The organism is Curtobacterium sp. BRD11, from assembly GCF_031844345.1.
Classification (GTDB): domain Bacteria; phylum Actinomycetota; class Actinomycetes; order Actinomycetales; family Microbacteriaceae; genus Curtobacterium.
In genome coordinates, this window is record NZ_JAUZUZ010000004.1 from 250729 (window position 1) to 270275 (window position 19547).

General features: G+C 72.0%; 24 protein-coding genes. 18 read left to right on the plus strand and 6 right to left on the minus strand.

What is annotated here, in order from left to right; all coding sequences use genetic code 11:
• Positions 1-65: 65 nt before the first annotated feature.
• The gene (gene proC, locus Q9R28_RS11260; RefSeq protein ID WP_311206110.1) at positions 66-896 is read left to right on the plus strand and encodes a pyrroline-5-carboxylate reductase; all 831 of its coding nucleotides are present in this window, start codon (positions 66-68) and stop codon (positions 894-896) included.
• A 95-nt stretch (positions 897-991) separates the two neighbouring features.
• Here the strand turns inward: proC and Q9R28_RS11265 are convergent, their stop codons facing one another.
• Positions 992-1630 carry a TrkA family potassium uptake protein gene (locus Q9R28_RS11265; protein ID WP_066655303.1) on the minus strand — a complete coding sequence of 213 codons (639 nt, stop codon included), beginning with the start codon at positions 1628-1630 and terminating at the stop codon, positions 992-994.
• 67 nt (positions 1631-1697) lie between these two features.
• A complete protein-coding gene (locus Q9R28_RS11270) occupies positions 1698-3137 on the minus strand; it encodes a potassium transporter TrkG (protein ID WP_311206111.1) in 1440 nt (479 codons plus the stop codon).
• Positions 3138-3208: 71 nt separating this feature from the next.
• Here Q9R28_RS11270 and Q9R28_RS11275 point away from each other — a divergent pair, with 71 nt between their 5' ends.
• The 5 genes from Q9R28_RS11275 to Q9R28_RS11295 all read left to right on the plus strand — a co-directional run bounded on the left by Q9R28_RS11275 (position 3209) and on the right by Q9R28_RS11295 (position 4914).
• Positions 3209-3724, plus strand: a complete 516-nt coding sequence (locus tag Q9R28_RS11275; protein ID WP_066655298.1) for a helix-turn-helix transcriptional regulator — start codon at positions 3209-3211, stop codon at positions 3722-3724.
• A gap of 146 nt (positions 3725-3870) precedes the next feature.
• Entirely contained in the window at positions 3871-4065 is a 195-nt protein-coding gene (locus Q9R28_RS11280; RefSeq protein ID WP_058729786.1) for a helix-turn-helix domain-containing protein, read from the plus strand.
• A 125-nt stretch (positions 4066-4190) separates the two neighbouring features.
• Complete coding sequence (locus Q9R28_RS11285) at positions 4191-4289, plus strand: 30S ribosomal protein bS22 (protein WP_003792170.1); 99 nt, start codon at positions 4191-4193, stop codon at positions 4287-4289.
• 71 nt (positions 4290-4360) lie between these two features.
• Positions 4361-4624, plus strand: a complete 264-nt coding sequence (locus tag Q9R28_RS11290; protein WP_066655297.1) for a glutaredoxin family protein — start codon at positions 4361-4363, stop codon at positions 4622-4624.
• On the plus strand, positions 4621-4914 hold the full coding sequence (locus Q9R28_RS11295; protein ID WP_066655295.1) for a Dabb family protein: 294 nt from the start codon (positions 4621-4623) through the stop codon (positions 4912-4914). Before Q9R28_RS11290 ends, Q9R28_RS11295 begins: the two co-directional genes overlap by 4 nt.
• A 72-nt stretch (positions 4915-4986) precedes the next feature.
• Here Q9R28_RS11295 and aspS read toward each other — a convergent pair whose 3' ends face one another.
• Positions 4987-6327: an aspartate--tRNA(Asn) ligase gene (aspS, locus tag Q9R28_RS11300; RefSeq protein WP_251154606.1), complete on the minus strand. Its 1341-nt coding sequence runs from the start codon at positions 6325-6327 to the stop codon at positions 4987-4989.
• 141 nt (positions 6328-6468) lie between these two features.
• Here aspS and Q9R28_RS11305 point away from each other — a divergent pair, with 141 nt between their 5' ends.
• Both Q9R28_RS11305 and Q9R28_RS11310 read left to right on the plus strand, forming a co-directional pair.
• Positions 6469-6849, plus strand: coding sequence for a hypothetical protein (locus tag Q9R28_RS11305; RefSeq protein WP_271825239.1), 381 nt, complete (start codon positions 6469-6471; stop codon positions 6847-6849).
• Positions 6803-7015 (plus strand): hypothetical protein, encoded by a 213-nt coding sequence (locus Q9R28_RS11310; RefSeq protein ID WP_251154607.1) that lies wholly within the window; start codon positions 6803-6805, stop codon positions 7013-7015. The genes Q9R28_RS11305 and Q9R28_RS11310 overlap by 47 nt, the downstream gene beginning before the upstream one ends.
• A gap of 39 nt (positions 7016-7054) precedes the next feature.
• Here the strand turns inward: Q9R28_RS11310 and Q9R28_RS11315 are convergent, their stop codons facing one another.
• Complete coding sequence (locus Q9R28_RS11315) at positions 7055-7429, minus strand: MerR family transcriptional regulator (RefSeq protein ID WP_235426653.1); 375 nt, start codon at positions 7427-7429, stop codon at positions 7055-7057.
• 136 nt (positions 7430-7565) lie between these two features.
• Between Q9R28_RS11315 and Q9R28_RS11320 the strand changes: the two genes are divergently transcribed.
• The 6 genes from Q9R28_RS11320 to ccsB all read left to right on the plus strand — a co-directional run bounded on the left by Q9R28_RS11320 (position 7566) and on the right by ccsB (position 13866).
• Complete coding sequence (locus Q9R28_RS11320; protein ID WP_066655289.1) at positions 7566-9056, plus strand: SulP family inorganic anion transporter; 1491 nt, start codon at positions 7566-7568, stop codon at positions 9054-9056.
• A gap of 107 nt (positions 9057-9163) precedes the next feature.
• Entirely contained in the window at positions 9164-9820 is a 657-nt protein-coding gene (locus tag Q9R28_RS11325) for a histidine phosphatase family protein (protein WP_311206112.1), read from the plus strand.
• Entirely contained in the window at positions 9820-10431 is a 612-nt protein-coding gene (locus Q9R28_RS11330; protein WP_311206113.1) for a TlpA disulfide reductase family protein, read from the plus strand. The genes Q9R28_RS11325 and Q9R28_RS11330 overlap by 1 nt, the downstream gene beginning before the upstream one ends.
• 45 nt (positions 10432-10476) lie before the next feature.
• Positions 10477-11175 carry a cytochrome c biogenesis CcdA family protein gene (locus Q9R28_RS11335; RefSeq protein WP_251159651.1) on the plus strand — a complete coding sequence of 233 codons (699 nt, stop codon included), beginning with the start codon at positions 10477-10479 and terminating at the stop codon, positions 11173-11175.
• 73 nt (positions 11176-11248) lie between these two features.
• Positions 11249-12877 carry a cytochrome c biogenesis protein ResB gene (locus Q9R28_RS11340; protein WP_251154660.1) on the plus strand — a complete coding sequence of 543 codons (1629 nt, stop codon included), beginning with the start codon at positions 11249-11251 and terminating at the stop codon, positions 12875-12877.
• 8 nt (positions 12878-12885) lie between these two features.
• Positions 12886-13866: a c-type cytochrome biogenesis protein CcsB gene (ccsB, locus tag Q9R28_RS11345; RefSeq protein WP_209685265.1), complete on the plus strand. Its 981-nt coding sequence runs from the start codon at positions 12886-12888 to the stop codon at positions 13864-13866.
• 252 nt (positions 13867-14118) lie between these two features.
• On the opposite strand, the gene Q9R28_RS11350 is transcribed toward ccsB, so the two are convergent.
• Positions 14119-15099 (minus strand): o-succinylbenzoate synthase, encoded by a 981-nt coding sequence (locus Q9R28_RS11350; RefSeq protein ID WP_311206114.1) that lies wholly within the window; start codon positions 15097-15099, stop codon positions 14119-14121.
• A 198-nt stretch (positions 15100-15297) separates the two neighbouring features.
• On the opposite strand from Q9R28_RS11350, the gene Q9R28_RS11355 reads away from it, so the two are divergent.
• From Q9R28_RS11355 to Q9R28_RS11370, 4 genes are all read left to right on the plus strand, one after another.
• Positions 15298-15882, plus strand: a complete 585-nt coding sequence (locus Q9R28_RS11355; protein WP_209685044.1) for a hypothetical protein — start codon at positions 15298-15300, stop codon at positions 15880-15882.
• A gap of 72 nt (positions 15883-15954) precedes the next feature.
• Positions 15955-16884, plus strand: coding sequence for a 1,4-dihydroxy-2-naphthoyl-CoA synthase (locus Q9R28_RS11360; protein WP_066655279.1), 930 nt, complete (start codon positions 15955-15957; stop codon positions 16882-16884).
• 16 nt (positions 16885-16900) lie between these two features.
• Positions 16901-18052: an AMP-binding protein gene (locus Q9R28_RS11365; protein WP_311206115.1), complete on the plus strand. Its 1152-nt coding sequence runs from the start codon at positions 16901-16903 to the stop codon at positions 18050-18052.
• A gap of 24 nt (positions 18053-18076) precedes the next feature.
• Entirely contained in the window at positions 18077-19072 is a 996-nt protein-coding gene (locus tag Q9R28_RS11370) for a 1,4-dihydroxy-2-naphthoate polyprenyltransferase (RefSeq protein ID WP_235426349.1), read from the plus strand.
• Between the two features lie 82 nt (positions 19073-19154).
• Here Q9R28_RS11370 and Q9R28_RS11375 read toward each other — a convergent pair whose 3' ends face one another.
• The gene (locus Q9R28_RS11375; protein ID WP_066655275.1) at positions 19155-19496 is read right to left on the minus strand and encodes a DUF4229 domain-containing protein; all 342 of its coding nucleotides are present in this window, start codon (positions 19494-19496) and stop codon (positions 19155-19157) included.
• Positions 19497-19547: the final 51 nt, after the last annotated feature.

Here is a 19547-nt window from a genome sequence, read left to right on the forward strand (position 1 = left end):
CCCGCACCGCAGGCGGCCCCCTGACGGACCGATCCTAGGCGTGGGCGCTGGGTAGGGTCGGGACCATGACGATCGAACTGCCCCGCACCGCCATGCTCGGCGTCGGCTCCATGTCCGGCAGCGTCCTCGAGGGACTGCTCGCCGCCGGCCTCGACCCCGCGACCGTGACGCTCACCACCCGGTCCGGAGCGTCGGCGGCGGCATGGCGCGAGCGTGGGCTCGAGGCGTCGGCGACGGAGACCGACCCGGACGCGAACCGGCAGGCCGTCCGCGGGGCCGGGCTCGTCGTCCTCGGGGTCAAGCCCTACATGATCGGCGAGGTCCTCGACGAGGTCGCCGCGTCGCTCCACCCCGGTGCGGTGGTCGTGAGCGTCGCGGTCGGCACCACGCTCGCCTCGATGGAGGCGCGTGTCCCGGCGGGCGTCCGTGTGGTCCGGGCGCTGCCGAACACCCCGATCGGCGTCGGCCACGGGGTCACCGGCATCAGCGCCGGGTCCACGGCCGACGACGACGCGGTCGGGCTCGCCTCGAGCGTGTTCGCCGCGTCCGGACAGGTCATCGAGGTGCCGGAGTCGCAGCTCGACGCCCTGTCCGCCGTCTCCGGATCGGGGCCCGCGTACGTGTTCCTGCTCGTCGAGCAGTGGCAGCAGGCCGCCGAGTCGCTCGGGTTCACCCCGGAGCAGGCCGCGACGATGGTGCAGGGGACCGTGCGGGGAGCCGTCGAACTCCTCGCCGCGTCCGGGCGGGAGCCCGCCGACCTGCGCCGCGCCGTCACCAGTCCGAAGGGCACCACCGAGCGCGCGGTCGCCGTCCTGCAGGAGGCCGACCTCGCCGGCACCTTCACCCGCGCGTCGCGCGCCGCGATCGCCCGGGCCGAGGAGATCGCCGCGTCCTGACCGCGGGTGCCGGTCAGTCCGTCCGGCGTGACCACGGGACGGACGGGAGGCCCGTGGCCGTGTCCGCCACGGGCCTCCCGTCCGACGTCGGGTCGCTACTCGAGCGCGGCGAAGCGCTCCAGGTCGGTCTCGGTCCCCGAGACGATGATGACGTCGTCCTCGCCGATGACGCTGTCCGGGGTTGCCGGCACGAACGCCCTGCCCGGCGACTTGATGCCGAGCACCGTGAGGCCGTGCCGGGTCCGGATGACGGTCGTGGCGAGGTCCTTGCCGCGCACGGCGCGCGGCGGGAACATCTTGACGACCGCGAAGTCGTCGTCGAACTCGATGAAGTCGAGCATCCGACCGGACACCAGGTGCGCGGTCCGTTCGCCGGCCTCGCGCTCCGGGTACACGACGTGGTTCGCCCCGATGCGGGACAGGATCGTGCCGTGCGAGCGGCTGACGGCCTTCGCCCAGATCTGCGGGATGCCGAGGTCGACGAGGTTCGAGGTGATGAGCACGCTCGACTCGAGGTGCGAACCGACGGCCACGACCGCGATCGCGAAGTCCTGCGCGCCGATCTGCCGCAGGGCGTCGATGTCCGTCGCGTCCGCCTGCACGGCGTGGGTGACGCGGTCCGACCACTTCTGGACGAGGCCGGCGTCGGTGTCGACGACCAGGACCTCGCGGTGCTGGCGCTCGAGCTGACCGGCGGTGGCGGCGCCGAAGCGGCCGAGGCCGAGGACGAGCACGGGGGCGTCGTGGCTGACGGCTCCGGTGACGGGGTGGGGTGCGCGACGGTCGGCGCGGGGACGGCGGTCAGCCAACGATCGGCCTCTCCTCGGGGCGGCGGAACAACTGCCGGCTCTGGCTTGCGGCCAGCGCGGCGGCGATGGTCACTGTACCGACCCGGCCCAGGAACATCGTGGCGGCGAGGACGTACTTGCCCGCCTCCGGGAGCTCGGCGGAGATGCCGGAGCTCAGGCCGCAGGTCGCGAAGGCGGAGATGACCTCGAAGAGCACGCGGTCGAGCGAGTCGCCGGTGATCTGCAGCAGGACCACGGTCATGACGGCGACGATCGTCGCCCCCCAGAGCACGACCGCGACGGCGACGCGCAGGACGTCACCGGGGATGCGGCGCCCGAACGCCTCCATGCCCTGGCGCCCGCGGGCCTCGGCGACCGCGGCCAGGAAGAGCACCGCCAGCGTCGTCACCTTGATGCCGCCGGCCGTCGACGCCGAACCGCCACCGATGAACATGAGCATGTCGGTGACGAGCAGGCTGGCGCCGTGCATCTGCTCGACGTCGATCGTGGCGAACCCGCCGGACCGCGTCATCGTCGAGAAGAACAGCGCCTGGAACGCGGTGTGTCCGGCGCCGGCGTCCCCCAGCGTGCGGGGGTTCGAGGCCTCGAGCGCCGTGTAGACGGCCGCGCCGAGGACGAGCAGCACCGCGCTGGTGGCCAGCGTGAGCTTCACGTGGATGGGCCACCGCCGCGGCGTGCGGAACTGCTTGGTGACGGCCCGGATCACCGGGAACCCGATCGAGCCCGCCACGACCGCGACCATGAGGAGCGACAGGAACCAGTAGTCGTTCGCGAAGGGGGTGAGCCCCTCGGCGTTCGGCGAGAAGCCCGTGTTCGTGAAGGCCATCGCCGAGTAGTAGAAGGCGTCCCCGACGGCGGTCCAGAACGGGTAGCCGGCGGCGAGCGTGGACGGCAGCAGGAGCACGCCGATCGCGATCTCGATCGTCAGGGTGCTCACCGCCACGGTGAGCAGGAGCGTGCCGACCTCCCCGAGCCGCACGGCCTGCCCCTCGGGGACGGCGCCGGAGTGCGTGCGGAGCGGGTTCGAGTCGCCGGCGGCGATGAGCTTGGCACGGAGCCCCAGCCGCCGTGTCACGACCAGGCCGAGGATCGAGGCGAAGGTGAGGACGCCGACGGCGCCGATCTGGGTCCCGACGACGATGAGCACCTTGCCGAAGACCGACCAGTGCGTGGCCATGTCGACCGTCGCCAGCCCGGTCACGCAGACGACCGACGCCGCCGTGAACAGTGCGTCCGCGAAGTGCGTCGGGGTCCGGTCCGCAGCCGCCCAGGGCGTCATGAACAGGGTCGTGAAGATGAGGATCAGCGCGACGAACACCAGGATCGCGAGCCGCGACGGCGACGACCGGAGGACGCCGAGGGCACCGTCCAGACGCCGTCTCACCCCGCTCGTCGGCGTGTGCCGGTTGAGCGGCTCGGTGCGGTCGAGCATCCTGTGCCTCCGGAGCCGTGGGCAGGTCAGCGGTCATGGTACATGCGTACGGGTCCGGCTAGCCTTGCCGCATGGCCGACATCTTCACCGTCGTGGCGGACCCGACCCGGCGCGAGCTGCTCGGGGCGCTGCTGACGGCGTACGGCTCGGACGCCACCGGCGGCGAACTCAGCGTCGGGCAGCTCGTCGAGAAGATCGGCGTCAGCCAGCCGACCGTGTCGAAGCACCTCCGCGTCCTGCGCGACCACGGTCTCGTCTCCAGCCGTGAGGAGGGCCAGCACCGCTTCTACCGGCTCGACCCGGAGCCGCTCGTCCGGCTCGAGGAGTGGGTCGTCCCCTTCACGGGAGCGGTCGACGCGGACGGTACCCCGGCGACGACCTCGTGGACCCTCGACGGGCAGCCGGTCTCGTTCCGCCGGACCGGCACCGCAGCGCGGTCCACCGTCGAGGTCGGCACCGAGCTGGGTCGCGTCATGGCGGAGGCCTCGCACCGCGCGACCGCCGCGTTCTCGGGTGCGCAGCAGGGCTGGGAGCGTGTCGTCGACCGCAGCCGGAAGCGCTTCACGCGCCGCGGTGAGGACGACTGACCGACCGGTGGGAGACCTCTCGCGCAGCACGGTCGAGCGTCCGCTCGGAGTCTCCTGGACACGTGGTCCCACGCGCCCCTACACTCGCCCTTGACCACACTGGTCACACCGACCCCGCGCGACCCGCGGGTACCCGAAGGCGGACCATGACCGGCAGTTTCGACGACGTGCGCTTCCTCACCGTCGCTGAGGTGGCCGAGATGATGCGCGTCTCGAAGATGACGGTGTACCGCATGGTGCACGCGGGAGAGCTCCCCGCGATCCGGTTCGGCCGGTCCTTCCGCGTCCCGGAGTCGGCGGTCGCCGAACTCCTGCGCGGCGGCATCGCCGACGTCGGCTGAGGTCGGCCCGGCGCGCGCCCGTTCGACAGGACCGCTGCGCTCCGCTAGACTCGGCCGGGTTGATTTTCCGCGGTCTCTTCGGGCCCGGTGTCCACACATCTGCATCGTTCCGAGCGAGGTCCACTATGGGTTCTGTCATCAAGAAGCGTCGCAAGCGCATGGCGAAGAAGAAGCACCGCAAGCTCCTTCGCAAGACGCGTCACCAGCGTCGCAACAAGAAGTAAGTCCAGTACTTGCACCCGAAGCCCCGGTCCGCCGGGGCTTTCGTGTTCCCGGGCGCGTTATCGTGGGGGACATGCCCGCCGTGACGTTCCTGACGAAGCCCGGCTGCCACCTCTGCGACGACGCCCGTCCGGTCGTGGAGCAGGTCGTGGCCGCCCACCCCGGTGTCACCCTCGAGGAGCGGTCGATCCTCGACGACGACGCGCTGCGCGAGGAGTACGCCGAGGACATCCCGGTCGTCCTCGTCGACGGCCGGGTCCACAGCAACTGGCACGTGGACGCCGACCGGCTGCACGGTGCCCTCGAGAAGGCAGAGAAGGCCGAGGCCAGCGCATGATCCACCACGTCGTCTCCTGGACCGTCCGCGAGGACCTCGACCGCACCGCGACGATCGAGCACGTCCGCGAGCTCCTGACCGGGCTCGTCGGCACGATCGGCTCGATACGGTCGCTCGAGGTCGTCGACAACGTGGCCTACCCGGGGAAGAACCAGGACCTGGCCGTCGTGGCGACGTTCGACGACCTGGCCGGTCTCGACGAGTACCAGTTCCACCCTGACCACCAGGCGGCGGCAGCGGAGATCCGCGAGCTCGTCACGGGGCGGGCGGCCATCGACTGGGAGAGCTGACCCGCGCCTCCCGGCCCGCACGTGACGACGGCCACCCTCCTGTCGGAGGGTGGCCGTCGTCGTCGGTGGTGACTACGGGGTCAGGCGCGTCGGTCCGCGGAACAGGTAGGTGACCTCGCGGATGGACGGCTCGTGCAGGGCGAGCATGAGCACGCGGGCGAGGCCCATGCCGAAGCCGCCGTGCGGCGGGACGCCGTAGCGGAAGAAGTCGAGGTACCAGCCGAGCTCCTCGGGGTCGAGGCCCTTCTCGACGGCCTGCGCCTCGAGCACGTCGACGCGGTGCTCACGCTGGGCACCCGTGGAGATCTCGGCGCCGTTGAACAGCAGGTCGTAGCTGTTCGTGAGCGTCGGGTCGTCGGCGTGACGCATGTGGTAGTACGGGCGGATCGAGGCGTCGTAGTCCGTGACGAACACGAACTCCGAGCCGTGCGTCTCCTTCGCCCAGGCGCTGACGCGACGCTCGCCCTCGGGGTCCAGGTCGCCGTCCGCCCGCACGACGTCGTGTCCGCTGTCGGCGACGATCTTCCGGGCCTCGGCCAGGGTGACGCGGGGGAACGGAGCGGTCGGGACGACGAACTCGAAGCCGAAGACCTCCTCGATCTCCTTGCCGTACTTGTCCTTGACGGCGGTGAAGCCGGCGACGAGGAGCTCCTCGTGCATCGCCATGACGTCGGCGTGCGACTCGACCCACGAGATCTCGGCGTCGACGCTCGTGAACTCGGTGGCGTGACGGCTCGTGAAGGACGGGTCCGCGCGGAACGCGTCCGCGATCTCGAACACCGCGCCGAAGCCGGCGGGCTGCGCCATCTGCTTGAAGTTCTGCGGGGACTGCGCCAGGTAGGCGGTGGTCTCGAAGTACTCGAGCTGGAAGAGCTCGGCGCGCGACTCGGACGCCGACGCCATCAGCTTCGGGGTGTGGATCTCGATGTAGTCACGCTCGACCCAGTACGTGCGGAACGCGTGCTCCAGCGTCGTCTGGATGCGGAAGATCAGGTTCTGCTTGCGGTTGCGCAGGTCGAGGAAGCGCCAGTCGAGACGCTTGTCGAGCGAGGAGTCGTCCGCGATGGGCGTCTCCGGCTTCGCGGCGCTGACCACCTCGAGCGAGCCGACCTTGACCTCGAGCCCGCCGAGCTTCACGCGCTCGTCGTGCTTCAGGGTGCCGCGGACGTGCACGAAGGTGCCGTGCGCGAGCCCGGAGATCTCGTTCGTGACGGTGAGCCGGGCCTGGGCGTCGTCGTCGCCGTCCTCGGCCTCGCGCGTGGCGGGGTTCACCAGCTGCGCGGCGCCGGTCTCGTCGCGGAGGACGACGAACTGGACCTTCTTCTGGTCGCGGACGGTCTCCACCCAGCCGGCGACGGCAACGGGGCCGTCGGGGAGGGCGGCGAGGTCGGCGATGCGGGTGCGTTCGATCACGGTCGTCGAGTCTACGGCCTCCTCCACAGGTGGGGTCCCGGTCCGTTCTCTCCACAGCGTCGGCCGGGAGGCGTGGTTCGGCCCCGGCACGTCCGTAGCGTCGTCCGTGTGGTCGGGTCGCGAGTCGAGAGGGGATCCCGGATGACGGCAACGGGAGCGGGGCTCGCGGCCTGGCCGCCCGTCGCGGTGGCGGCGGTGGTCGCGGCTGCGGTCGGGTCGGTGCTGACGTTGGTCGGCGCGGCCGTGGGAGGCGTCTGGGCGCTGGTGCGGTGGCGGCGGGACGTCGGGCGCGAGGAACGCGACCGGGCCTGGGCGCGGTTCGTGTGGACGGTCGACCAGGTGTGCGACGGCGACGTCGGACGGGCCGAGGTCGGTCGGTTCAGCGCTCGGGCGATGTCCAGAATGCAGATCCTTCGCGCCGATGACGCCGCGATCGGCAAGATCGTGCTCGACCTCATCACGGAAGGGAACGCAGATGGCAGTGGAAGACCCGGTGGTCGCGCTCATCGAACGCGATCGTGACGAGTGGCGGCAGTTGATCCGACGGCAGTACCGCTTCCGACCCTGGGAGGCACGACGGATCATCCGGGTCCACGACGACCTGCTCCGGTGGCGCGATGAACTCCGGGCGGCACAACGGGAGCGGGCGCGGCTCATCGAGTCCGGTGAGCTGCAGGTCGACCGGTGACCGAGCGGTGTCTCCGGCTTGCCGGGTGTCGTCCGGGGCTCAGGGGAGCGTGGCGCGCAGCGTGCTGAGCGTGCCGATGAACTCCTCGGCCATGCCGGCCCGTTCGACGAGCTTCGCGTGCCGGGCGCGGGCGTCCTCGAGCGACGCGTCGAGGCGGGCGGCGAGTGCCGGCTGGTCCTCGGGTCCGGCGTCGGCGAGGGCGTCGACGACGCGCAGGAGCTCCGCCATCTCGTCCAGCGAGAACCCGAGCGGCTTCATCCGACGGATGACGAGCAGTCGCTCGAGGTCCTGCGCCGTGTAGACCCGGAACCCTCCGGTGGTCCGTCCGCTCGGCACGAGCAGCCCGACCTCGTCGTAGTGCCGGATCGTCCGCAGGGACATCCCGGCGCGCTCGGCGAGCTCACCGATGTGCATGGTGTCGCCCGGCGTCGGGGCGGGGGAGTCGATCGCGTGCACGGGAGCCATGGTGGCAGACCGCCGCGCGAGATCGCTCGGAGTGCACGTCTGCCCGGCGCAACCCTCCCCTCACGTCAGGGTATGGTCGCTGGCGATGTCCCTCGCACCGCTCGCCCCCGCGGCACCCACCGTCCTCACCGCGCTCCGGTCGCCCCGGCTCCTCACCCGTGAGGTCCTGGCCGGCGTGGTCACGGCGCTCGCCCTCATCCCCGAAGCCATCTCCTTCTCGGTCGTCGCCGGGGTCGACCCGGCCGTCGGCCTCTTCTCGAGCGTCGTCATCGCGGTGGTCATCTCGATCGTCGGCGGGCGACCCGCGATGATCTCGGCCGCCGCCGGATCGGTCGCGCTCGTGATCGCTCCGCTCGTGCGCGACCACGGCGTCGCCTACCTCGTCCCCGCGGTGGTGCTCGGCGGTGTGGTCCAGCTGGTGCTCGGCTTCCTCGGGGTGGCCCGACTGATGCGCTTCATCCCGCGCAGCGTCAACGTGGCCTTCGTCAACGCGCTGGCGATCCTGATCTTCACGGCGCAGTTGCCCAACCTCCTCGGCGACGACGTCCCGTTCGTGGTCTGGCCGCTGACGGCGCTCGGCATCGGCATCATCGTCGCGTTCCCCTTCCTGACCAAGGCCGTCCCCGCGCCGTTGATCGCGGTCGTCGTGGTCACGGCGATCACGATCGTGTTCGGGGTCGCGGTGCCGACGGTCGGCGACGAGGGCTCCCTGCCGACCGCGCTGCCCGGGTTCGGCGGCATCACGGTCCCGCTGTCGCTCGAGACCCTGCAGATCATCGCGCCGTACGCGTTCGGGGTCGCGATCGTCGGCCTCATCGAGACGCTCCTGACCGCGCAGCTCGTCGACTCCCTGACCGAGACCCGGTCCAGCGGCTGGCGCGAGTCGTGGGGCCAGGGCATCGCCAACATCGCCTCGGCGTTCTTCGGCGGCACGGGTGGCTGCGCGATGATCGGCCAGACCGTGATCAACGTGAAGACCGCCGGCGCCCGGACCCGGGTGTCGACCTTCACGGCGGGCGCGGCGGTGCTCGTCCTGACCATCGTGCTGCACGACCTCGTCGCGCAGATCCCGATGGCGGCCCTGACGGCCGTGATGCTCATGGTCTGCGTCGCGACCTTCGACTGGCACAGCGTCCGGCCCCGCACGCTCGGGCGGATGCCGCTCGGCGAGACGGCGGTCATGGTCGTGACCGTCGTGGTGGTCGTCGTCACCCAGAACCTCGCGACGGGTGTGCTGGTGGGCGTGGTCGTCGCGGCCCTCGTCTTCGCCCGTCGCGCGGCGCACGTCGTGTCCGTGGTGCGCGAGCCGGTCGACGAGCGCACCGTGCGGTACCGCGTGCACGGTGCCCTGTTCTTCGCGTCGTCCAACGACCTGGTGACGCGGTTCTCCTACGCCGAGGACCCGGAGCGGGTGATCGTGGACATGTCGGGCGCGCACGTGTTCGACGCCAGCACCGTCGCGGCACTCGACGGCGTGGAGCAGCGGTACGCGCGGCACGGCTCGACCGTCGAGGTCGTGAACCTGAACACCGGGTCGGTGGCACTGCACGGCCGACTGACCGGACGGCTGGGCTGACGGCAGCGACCGGGCAGAGCCGAACGGTCGCAGGGCTGAACGGTCGCACATCCGGTGAATCCGCTGTGGGGCGGGTGATGACGGTGGAGCGACCTAGACTGGAACCCATGCCCGCGACACGGATCCACCTCGTCCGGCACGGCGAGGTCCACAACCCGGGGCGCGTGCTCTACGGCCGGTTGCCCGGCTTCGGGCTCAGCGAACTCGGCGCCCGGATGGCCGGTGCATCGGCGACCGCCTGGCACGACGCCGGGGTCGACGTCCGACGGATCGTCGCGTCGCCGTTGCAGCGCACGCAGGAGTCCGCCGCGCCCTGGGCCGCCGCCTACGGGCTCGAGGTCTCGCTCGACGAGCGCCTGATCGAGCCCACGAACCGCTACGAGGGCCAGCGCCCCGGCTTCACGAAGCGCTCCATCGGACGCCCTGCGGAGTGGCCCTGGATCGCGAACCCGTTCCGGCCGAGCTGGGGCGAGGCCTACGAGTCCATCGCGAACCGCATGCTCGCCGCGGTCGCCTCCGCCTGGGAGAGCGTCGACGGCGGCGACGTCGTCCTCGTCAGCCACCAGCTCCCCATCTGGACCGTGCACCGCAGGCTCGCGGGGGAGCCGCTCTGGCACGACCCGCGCAAGCGTCGGTGCGACCTGTCCAGCATCACGACCCTCGAGCGTGTGCCCGCCACCTCGTCCGGTCGCTTCACCGAGGTCGGGTACGCGGACCCCGCGCAGTCCCTGCGTGCGTCCGCGGTCGACGAAGGAGCAGTCTGATGTCCGCACGCAGCCGGATCACCGCCGTCGCGGCCTCGGCGGTGATCGCAGCCCTGGCGCTCGCCGGGTGCTCGTCGTCGAACGACGACCTGTCCCGCCAGTACGGCAGCGGCACCACCCAGAACTACATCTCCGGCACCGGTGCGGTGACCGAGGTCGCGACGGACGAGCGGAGCGCCCCGGTCGACTTCACGACGAAGGACACCGACGGCGACACCGTGTCGGCGGAGGAGCTCCGCGGCAAGGTCGTCGTGCTCAACTTCTGGTACGCCGGCTGCCCGCCGTGCCGGGCCGAGGCGAAGTACCTCAACCAGGTGCACGACCAGTACGCCGACGACGACGTGGTCTTCGTGGGCGTCAACGTGCGTGACGAGGAGGGCACGGCGGCGGCGTTCGAGCGCACCTTCGGCGTCGACTACCCGACCGTCCTCGACGCCCGCGACGGTACCGTGCAGCTCGCGCTGTCCGGGCAGATCGCTCCGAACGCCGTGCCCGCCACGATCGTCCTCGACAAGCAGGGCCGCGTCGCCGCCCGCGTCCTCGGCGCGATCGACGGCAAGAGCATCCTGCAGACCCTGGTCAGCGACGAGCTCGACGGCAAGGCGTCCTGACCCGTGCCCGGCAACCCCTTCGCGGACGCGATCCTGAGCGGCCAGATGCTGGTCGCGTTGCCCGTGGCAGCACTGGCCGGGCTCGTGTCGTTCCTCTCCCCGTGCGTGCTCCCGCTCGTACCGGGCTACCTCGGGTACGTCGGCGGGATCGCCGAGGGTGGGCAGCGCCGCGGTCGGGTCGTGCTCGGCGTCGTGCTCTTCGTGCTCGGCTTCACCGCGGTGTTCGTCGCCTACACGACGGTCTTCGGTGCGCTCGGCTTCTGGCTCGTCCGGTGGCGTGACCTCATCACGCAGGTCCTCGGTGTCGTCGTGATCGCGATGGGCCTGGTGTTCATCGGACGCTTCACCTTCCTGCAGCGCTCGATCAAGCCGTCGTGGACCCCCGCGACTGGCCTGGTCGGGGCGCCGCTGCTCGGCATCGTGTTCGGCCTCGGCTGGACCCCGTGCCTCGGGCCGACGCTCGCAGCGATCAACCTGCTCAGCGTGCAGTCCGGCAGCGCGTGGCAGGGCATGTGGCTCGGCGTCGCGTACTGCCTCGGGCTCGGCATCCCGTTCGTCCTCGTCGCGCTCGGCGCCGGGTGGGCGACCGGCGCGATCCGCATCGTGAAGCGTCACATGCGCACCGTCAACATCATCGGAGGAGCGATCCTGATCGTCATCGGTCTGCTCATGGTCACCGGCATCTGGTCGGCCGTCATGTCGAGCCTCGGGGCGGTGATCCAGAGCTTTGTCCCCGCGGTCTGAGCGCGACACCACCCCCGAGCGGTCGGGTAGCGGACCGGGGTCCGCGGACGACGTGTCCGCGGGCGCCGACCCGATGCGGCCGTCCGACCACGTCGACAGTGCCGCACCGGCCCCCGGAGCGGACGACGGCCCGACGCAGCCGAAGCTCGGGTTCGTCGGCTACGTCCGCTTCTTCTGGCGGCAGCTGACGAGCATGCGCACGGCGCTCTTCCTGCTCATGCTCCTGGCGCTCGCGGCGATCCCGGGATCCCTCGTGCCGCAGCGCACCGCCGACCCGAACGGCGTCGTGCAGTACAAGGCGGACCACCCGCAGCTCTTCCCCGTGCTCGACACACTGCAGGTCTTCGACACCTACACCTCGGTGTGGTTCTCGGCGATCTACCTGCTGCTGTTCGTCTCGCTCATCGGGTGCATCGTCCCGCGCACGAAGCACCACTGGCAGGCGCTCCGGACGCGACCGCCGAGGACGCCGGTGCGTCTCGGCCGACTCGCCGGCTACCGGTCCGTCCCGGTCGAGGCGGACGCGACCACGAGCCTCCCGTCCGTCGACGACGCCGTGACCCGCGCGGCGGCACTGCTCAAGCGGTCCGGCTACCGGGTCGAGCGGTTCGGCGACTCCGTGAGCGCGGAGCGCGGGTACCTGCGCGAGACCGGCAACCTCGTCTTCCACGCGGCGCTCGTCGGCGTGCTCGTGGCGGTCGGCCTCGGCGGTGGCTTCAGCTACACCGGGCAGCGACTCCTGGTCGAGGGGCAGACGTTCTCGAACGTCCTCGGCTCCTACGACTCGTTCAACCCCGGCCGCTGGTTCCGGCAGACCGACCTGCAGGGCTACAACCTGACGCTCGACAAGTTCACCACGACGTACGAGGAGAAGAACCTCGACGCCCTCGGCCAGGCACTGGACTACTCGGCGACGGTGACGAGCCGCGAGAAGGGCCAGGAGCCGAAGACCGGTCGCATCGGCGTGAACGACCCGCTGTCGGTCGGTGGCACGAACGTCTACCTGCTCGGCAACGGCTACGCGATGCAGGTCACGATCCGCGACGGCAAGGGGAACGTGGCGTTCCAGGACGTCGTGCCGTTCCTGCCCGAGGACGCGAACTACACGTCCACCGGCGTCATCAAGGTGCCCGACGCCTCGCCGTCGCAGCTCGGGCTCGTCGGGTTCTTCTACCCGACGGCGTCGAAGCTGTCGACCGGTGCGTTCGCCAGCGCCTACCCGGACGCGCAGAACCCGCTCCTGACCCTGCAGGTGTACCGCGGCGACCTCGGTCTCGACAGCGGCGTCCCGCAGAGCGTGTACTCGCTCGACACCAGCGGCCTCGAGCAGATCGCCGGGCGGCAGTCGACGACCCCGAGCATCGAGCTGAAGCCCGGCCAGACGAAGACCCTGCCGGACGGTACCGGCTCGATCACCTTCGACGGCGTGAAGCGCTACGTCTCGCTCGACGTGCACCACGACCCCTCGCAGGCGTTCGTCGCCGGGTTCGCGGTGCTCGCGGTGCTCGGTCTGCTCACCTCGCTGTTCGTGCCCCGCCGCCGCGTGTGGGTGAAGGCGGTCCCGCGCCGGGGAGCCGAGCACGGCGAGTACGACCTCGAGTACGCCGGCCTGGCGCGCGGCGAGGACCCCAACCTCGAGCGCGCCGTCGACGACATCGCCAAGAGGCACCTGTCGGACCTCGGAGTTAGGATCCCTGCGTGAACCCGGACATGACGACCAACCTCGCGACCTACTCGGTCGTCCTGACGTACTCCGCGATGGCGGTCTACGTCATCGCGTTCATCTCGTTCGCGCTCGACATGGCGAAGCGGTCGGGTCAGGTGGCGTCCGCCTCGGCTGCTGCGCCGGCAGCGCCCGCCGCGCGCACCGTCGCGACGGTGCAGGGCGGGACGGTCGTGCTCGAGAAGGTCGAGGCCGACCGGGGTCGCCCCGGCGGCGGCGGGACGAAGTTCGAGCGGGTCGGCATGGCGATGACGATCCTCGCGCTCGTGCTGCACGTCGGTGCCACGGTCCTGCGCGGCATCGCGGCCGACCGTGTGCCGTGGGGCAACATGTTCGAGTTCTCGCTCACGGGCACGGCGCTCATCACGCTGATCTTCCTGCTCGTGCAGCTCTGGCAGAACCTGAAGTTCCTCGGTGTGTTCATCACCGGTCTGACGATCATCCTGCTCGGCATCGCGACCGTGAACTACTGGGTGCCCGTCGTGCCGCTGCAGCCCGCGCTGCAGTCGTACTGGCTGGTCATCCACGTCTTCGTCGCGATCGCCGGGACGGGCTTCTTCGCCCTCGGCGCCGGGCTCGCCGTGGCGCAGCTCGTGCAGACGTACCGCCAGGGTCGTCCCGCGTCGAAGCAGCTCCGCTTCATGGAGACGCTCCCCGACGCCGAACGGCTCGAGGTCCTGACCTACCGCGTGCTGCTCGTCGGCTTCGTGCTGTGGACCTTCACGCTCATCGCGGGTGCGGTCTGGGCCGAGCGCGCCTGGGGCCGGTACTGGGGGTGGGACACCAAGGAGGTCTGGACCTTCATCATCTGGGTGGTCTACGCCGGGTACATCCACGCGCGTGCGACCCGCGGGTGGCGCGGTGCGCGGTCGTCGTGGCTGGCGCTCATCGGGTTCGCCGCGGTGATGTTCAACTTCTCGGTCGTCAACGTCTTCTTCAAGGGCTTGCACAGCTACTCCGGCCTGTGAGGCCGACCGGGCGTCGCTGCGGCGGCGACCCCGGGACGGACGGGAGGCGCGGTGCCATCGGGCACCGCGCCTCCCGTCCGTCGTGTCCGGGCGTTCCTGCCTCGCGTGAATGCGCACGATCTGTCACGCTCGGGGTCGAGGCCGACGAGTCTCGCCCGTCCGGCGGACGTGAGCGGCACGTCCTGCGCGCTCGTCGCCGCCCGGACACCGTTCGGTCGGTTGCTCCCTCGTCGTCGCCCGCGGCAGCCCGGTCTACGCGGCGGCGAGCAGGGCGTGGACGCGCTCCAGCCGCGCGAGCCACCACGCCGTCCGCTCCGGCGATGCCGCGTTCCGCGCCAGCAGCTCCCGCGACACCTCCGCACGGCGGACCGGCACCCGACCGTCGACCGGCAGCAGTGGCGTGTCGGTGACGTCCGTCTCGAACATGGCCGCCGTCCCGAGCCCGGCGGCGTAGCCGGGGCTCATCGCCGCCGCCGCGAGGAACGCCCCGGTCCCGAGCCCCACGGACGTGTCGAGCGCACTCGACACGACGCACGGCAGCCCCGCCTCGGCCACGATCGCCCGTGCCGCGGTGACCCCGCCGAGGGGCTGGGCCTTCACGACGAGCACGTCCGCCGCCCCCGCACGGGCGACGGCGAGCGGGTCCGAGGCCCGGCGCACGCTCTCGTCCGCGGCCACGGGCACGTCGAGTCCCGCGATCCGGCGTCGGAGCTCAGCGAGTTCCGGCACCGACCGGCACGGCTGTTCGGCGTACTGGAGTCCGTACGGCGCGAGTCGTTCGAGGGCCTCGACGGCCTGGTCGACGGACCAGAGCCCGTTGGCGTCCACCCGGACGGCCGCTTCCGGCCCCATCACCCGACGGACCTCGGCGACGCGGGCGACGTCGTCGTCGGTGCTCGTGCCGGGCTCGGCGACCTTGACCTTCGCGGTCGTGCAGCCGGGGTAGCGGGCCAGGAGGTCGGCGACCGCGTCCGGTCCGACGGCGGGCACCGTGGCGTTGACGGGCACGGCGTCGGCGGCGGGGTCGTGCTCGGTCCACCCGAAGTCGATCGTGCTCCGGAGCCACGCGGTCGCCTCCCGGTCCTCGTACTCGACGAAGGGCGAGAACTCGGTCCACCCGGTGGGTCCGCGGAGCACCAGGGCCTCGCGGACGGTGATGCCGCGGAAGCGGACGCGCATCGGGAGTGCGACGACGTGGGCGTCGGCGGTCAGGTCGGCGAGGTCGGGGAGCACACCCCATCCTCGCGCACGGGCAGGTGCGGTGCCCGGACGCGGTGGGCGGCAGGGGCTGGTCGCGCGTCCAGCGCTCCCGCCGGTTCCTCGGAGCCGACCGCCAGGGCCGGGCACTAGCATGCACCGGTCGGCCCAGCGCCGGCGTCGCCACGGACCACCGTGGCGCGTCCGTGAGGGGACCGAGGAGAGGGAGGGCCGGTGGCGTCGGATCCGCAGCAGCGCGCAGCCGCGCAGCGTGCAGCAGCGCAGCGTGCGGCCGCGCAGCCGACCGCGGCCCAGCGCGCGGCGGCCCAACGTGCCGCAGCCCAGCGCTCGGCAGTGCAGCGCTCCGGTGCCGCGCGACCGACGGCGCCGCAGCGCGCCGCCGCCCCCGGGACGACACGGCCGACAGCGAGCGCCGGGAGCCGGTCCGGTGACACCGGCGACTTCGAGCGGCTGATGCAGCGGAACACCGTCGACGCCCGGGCCCTCGAACGGTCCGCCCGGCGGCGTCGGAACCCGATCGTCGGCAAGATCGCCCTCGGGCTCGCCGTCGTCTCCGCCGCGGTCGACGCGAGTGCGTTCGCGGTCTTCATGGGCGGCGACACCACCTTCGCGTTCGGCATCTGCTTCGTGGTGGTCTTCCTCACCCTCATCGCTGCGGTGCTCGGCTTCATCGCCGCGGTCGGGTCGTTCGGCCGTTGGTACGGCGCGATCGGGGTCGTGCTCGCCTTCTTCGCGAACCCGGTCATCCTCATCGTGCTGCTCGTCGTCCTCGTGCCCGAGGCCCTCTCGGGCACCTAGCGCGGGACGGCACCGCACCACGGCCCGCCTCGGGTGCGGGCCGGCGCCGGGCGCCGGCGATACGGTGGGCACATGGCTGCTCCCGTCTCCGACCTGTTCGACCCCGACGTCTGGACCGCCGCACCGGTCGCTGAGCACTTCACCGACATCACGTACCACAAGCACGTCTCGCAGGGCATCGTCCGCGTCGCGTTCGACCGGCCCGAGGTCCGCAACGCCTTCCGCCCCCGCACCGTCGACGAGCTGTACCGCGCCCTCGACGACGCGCGACAGGACCCCCGCGTCGGTGTCGTCCTGCTCACGGGCAACGGCCCGAGCCCGAAGGACGGGGGCTGGGCCTTCTGCTCCGGCGGTGACCAGCGCATCCGCGGCCGCAGCGGCTACCAGTACGTCGGCGACGAGGGCGCCCCGCCGGAGGGCGTCGACCCCGCTGCCGCCCAGGCGTCGATGGGGCGGCTCCACATCCTCGAGGTCCAGCGCCTCATCCGCATGATGCCGAAGGTCGTCATCGCCGTCGTGCCCGGGTGGGCCGCCGGCGGCGGGCACTCGCTGCACGCCGTCGCGGACCTGACGATCGCGAGCGCGGAGCACGGCCGGTTCAAGCAGACCGACGCCGACGTGGGGTCCTTCGACGGCGGGTACGGCAGCGCCTACTACGCCCGCCAGATCGGCCAGAAGCTCGCGCGCGAGGTCTTCTTCCTCGCGGAGGAGTACTCGGCGCAGCGCGCGTACGAGATGGGCGCGGTGAACAGGGTGGTCCGGCACGAGGACCTCGAACGCGAGGCGATCCGGTGGGGCGAGACGATCCTCGGCAAGTCCCCGACCGCCATCCGCATGCTCAAGTACGCGTTCAACGCCGTGGACGACGGCATGGTCGGCCAGCAGGTCTTCGCGGGCGAGGCGACGCGCCTCGCCTACGCCTCCGACGAGGCGGTCGAGGGCCGCGATGCCTTCCTCGAGAAGCGCCCGCCGGAGTGGACGTCCTTCCCGTGGCACTACTGACCCCGCGGGCCCACCGGTGAACCGCGCGCTGGTCGCCGTCGGCGCGTCCGACCCGTCGGCGGTGCTGCGCGGCCTGGAGGCTGCCCTCGCCGGCGGACCCGCGCTGCTCCCCGTCGCCGAGGACGGCCCGGCGCTGCCCACGCGCCCGCCGTCGCACGTCGCCCGCCGGGTCGCCCTGGTGGTCGAGACGAGCGGTTCCACCGGGACCGGCAAGCGCGTGGCACTGTCGTCGGAGGCGCTGCTCGCGGGCGCCGCGTCCGCCGACGCGACGCTCGGCGGGCCCGGCCGGTGGCTGCTCGCGCTGCCGACGCACTACATCGCCGGGCTCAACGTGCTGACCCGATCGGTCACGGCGGGCACGACGCCCGTCGTCCTCCCGCCGGGACACTTCGACGGCCGGGCGTTCGCCGACGCGGCGGACCGGCTCGACGTCGGTCCCGAGGCGCCGCGGCGCTACACCTCGCTCGTCCCGGTGCAGCTCGCCCGCGTGCTCGACGACCCCCGCGCCACCGCCGCCGCGACCCGCTTCGCCGCCGTGCTCGTCGGGGGCCAGGCCACGCCCGCACCGCTCCGGCAGCGTGCCCTCGACGCCGGTGTCCGGGTCGTCACGACGTACGGCGCGAGCGAGACGAGCGGTGGCTGCGTGTACGACGGCACGCCGTTCGGGACGGTCCGCGCGGAACTCGTCGACGGCGCCCTCGAACTGGCCGGCCCGATGCTCGCCGAGGGGTACCTCGACGACCCCGAGCGCACGGCCCGGACCTTCGCCGAGCGCGACGGCCACCGCTGGTACCGGACCGGCGACGCTGCGACCACCGACGACGACGGACGGCTGCGGGTGCTCGGGCGGCTCGACGACGTCATCGTGTCCGGTGGCGAGAAGGTCCCGCTCGGGGCGGTGGAACGGCGCGTGCGCGAGCTCGCGGGCCAGGACGCCGCGGTCGTCACGCGGCGCGCGTCCGGGGAGTGGGGCGAGGTGCCCGTCGTCGTCACGGAACGTCCGCTCGACCTCGACGAGGTCCGCGCCCACGTTGCGGAGACCCTGGGCCGTGCGGCCCGTCCCGCGGAGGTCCTGGTCGTCGACGCGGTGCCGATGCTCGCGTCCGGCAAGCCCGACCGCCGGGCCGTCCGGGCACTCGCGGACCGCGGGGGCGCACCGACCCCCTAGCGGTCACGGATACGATGGTCGGCCGTGGCACGTACGAAGAACAGGACCCCGGTCAAGGGCCGCAGCGGCAACCCGGCGAAGGCCGCGGCACCGCAGCGCACGAAGCAGCGGGCGACCGCGAGCGACTGGATCGGCGGCGCCCGGCTCCGGACCCTCACGCTCGGCGTCGTGCCGGTCGTGCTCGGCACCGGCGTCGCGTTCGTCGACTCCGGTGAACCGGGCGACTTCGGGTCGTACCTCGGCCGCGACCACCACCTGGCGGTCGCCCTGCTCGCGCTCGCGGTCGCGCTGTTCCTGCAGATCGGCGTGAACTACAGCAACGACTACTCGGACGGCGTCCGGGGCACCGACGAGTTCCGCGTCGGCCCGGCCCGGCTCACCGGAGCGGGGCTGGCGAAGCCGCGCACCGTGCTCACGGTCGCGCTCACGTTCTTCGGACTGGCTGCGGTCGCCGGACTGGTGATCGTGCTGCTCACCGGCACGTGGTGGCTGCTCCTCGTCGGGGCGGCGGCGATCGTCGCGGCCTGGTACTACACGGGCGGGAAGAAGCCCTACGGCTACAACGCCCTCGGCGAGGTCTTCGTCTTCGTGTTCTTCGGGTTGGTCGCCGTGCTCGGCACCCAGTACGTGCAGATCCAGGCGGTCACCACGAGCGGCTGGGCGGCTGCGGTCGCCGCCGGGTTCTTCGCCTGCGCCGTGCTCATGGTCAACAACATCCGCGACGTGGACGAGGACCGACAGGCCGGCAAGCGCACGCTCGCCGTCGTCGTCGGCCGCCCCGTCGCACGGGTCCTGTTCGGCCTGTTCCTGATGCTGCCGTACGTGGTGCTGCTCTGGTTCGTGCTGCTGTACTTCCGCACCGGCTTCGCGTACTTCTCGCTCCTGCTCGCGCTCCCCGCGCTCGCGATCGGCGTCTCGTCCCGCAAGCCCCGCGAGCTCATCACGGCGCTGCAGCTGTCGTCGTTCGCGTCGCTCGCCTACGGCGTGGTGCTCGGCCTGACCCTGGTCCTCCTGCCGTAGCAGCGTCGGACGCGGGGACCGAGGTCGAGCCGCCGCTCGACCTCGGTCGCTCGAACGCCCGCCCGAACGACGAGGACCGGGACTAGTCCTCGTCGTGCTCGCGACGCGCGCGGTGCCGGTCGGCGTCCGAGACCGCTCGGTCGGCGGCGGGCGCACCGGTGTCGGCCGCGTCGGTGTCGGCGGCGTCGACGAAGTCGTCCTCGAAGTCCGAGTCGGCGTCCCGCTCCGGTCGACCCCGGCGAGCGGCGATGTCCGAGGTCACCCGACCGCGGAGCCCGGGCAGCGCGATGTACGACACGAGCAGACCGATCAGCGCGGCGCCGATCGCCGCCCAGTACCACCGCAGGCCGATGACGAACAGGACCGCCAGCGCCGCGGCGAAGATGCCGAGTCGGGCAAGGGTGTAGACGAGCCACGCTTTCACCCGATGATCCTACGTGGCGTCGTTCGTGCACCGGCTGACGGGCAGCCCGGT